Annotated in this window: 1 protein-coding gene and 1 pseudogene; both read left to right on the plus strand. The window is 73.3% G+C overall.

The window, feature by feature from the left end; translation table 11 throughout:
- Positions 1-188: 188 nt before the first annotated feature.
- Positions 189-800 carry a Maf family nucleotide pyrophosphatase gene (locus HA630_RS17210; RefSeq protein ID WP_166836252.1) on the plus strand — a complete coding sequence of 204 codons (612 nt, stop codon included), beginning with the start codon at positions 189-191 and terminating at the stop codon, positions 798-800.
- A pseudogene (locus HA630_RS17215) lies at positions 797-1,032 on the plus strand (ribosomal RNA small subunit methyltransferase I); the annotation flags it as partial. The gene HA630_RS17210 and the pseudogene HA630_RS17215, both read left to right, overlap by 4 nt.

Here is a 1,032-nt window from a genome sequence, read left to right on the forward strand (position 1 = left end):
CCGCGGTGCCGCACCGCGAAGGCGCGGCAGGTCCGGCCCTGGTAGCGCACGTCGAAGGGGCAGGCCTCGCCGCCGTCGGTCAGGTCGCGGGCGTTGCACAGGGGGTGCCAATCGGGGCTGGGCGGCGTCATGACTGCCAACACTACCCGAAAACCGGCGGCCCTTCAAAAGCCCGCACAATACCGGCCATGTCCGCCCTCCCCCCCGCCCCATCCGCACCGGCGCGCCGGCTGGTGCTCGGCTCCACCTCGCGCTACCGCCGCGAATTGCTGGCCCGCCTGGGCCTGCCTTTCGACGTGGCCCCGCCCGACGTGGACGAAACCCCCCGCTCCGGCGAAACCCCCGCCGCGCTGGCCCAGCGCCTGGCCCTGGCCAAGGCCCAGGCCGTGGCCGCGCAGCACCCGGACGCCATCGTCATCGGCAGCGACCAGGTGGCCGACCTGCACGGCACCCCGCTGGGCAAGCCCGGCAGCCACGAACGCGCGGTGGCCCAGCTGCGCCAGATGAGCGGCCAGACCGTGCTGTTCCAGACGGCGCTGGCCGTGGTCTGCGCCGCCACCGGGTTTGCCCAGAGCGAACTGGCGGTGGTGCGGGTGGTGTTTCGCGACCTGGGCGACGCCGAAATCGAACGCTACCTGCGCGCCGAGCAGCCCTACGACTGCGCCGGCAGCGCCAAGAGCGAAGGCCTGGGCATCGCGCTGCTGGAGCGCATCGACAACGACGACCCGACCGCGCTGGTGGGTTTGCCGTTGATCCGCACCGCGCGCCTGCTGCGCGCCGCCGGCCTGGTGCTGCCATGAGCCAGACCACCCCCGGCACCCTGTTCCTGGTGCCCACGCCATTGGACTTTGGCTGCGACACCGCGCCCGGCCTGGGCACCGTGCTGCCCGAAGCCACCGTGGCCACCGCGGCGCGGCTCACCCACTGGGTGACGGAAAACGCCAAGAGCACGCGCGCCTTCCTGAAACGGGTGGACGCCACCCACCCGCTGGCCGCCCCGCTGCAGGCCCAGCAGATCACCGAACTGCCGCG

This window comes from Aquabacterium sp. A08 (genome assembly GCF_011742065.1).

Excerpts from the sequence above, each read along its gene's own strand:
- HA630_RS17210 (WP_166836252.1), top strand. The coding sequence starts at position 189 with ATGTCCGCCCTCCCCCCCGCCCCATCCGCACCGGCGCGCCGGCTGGTG.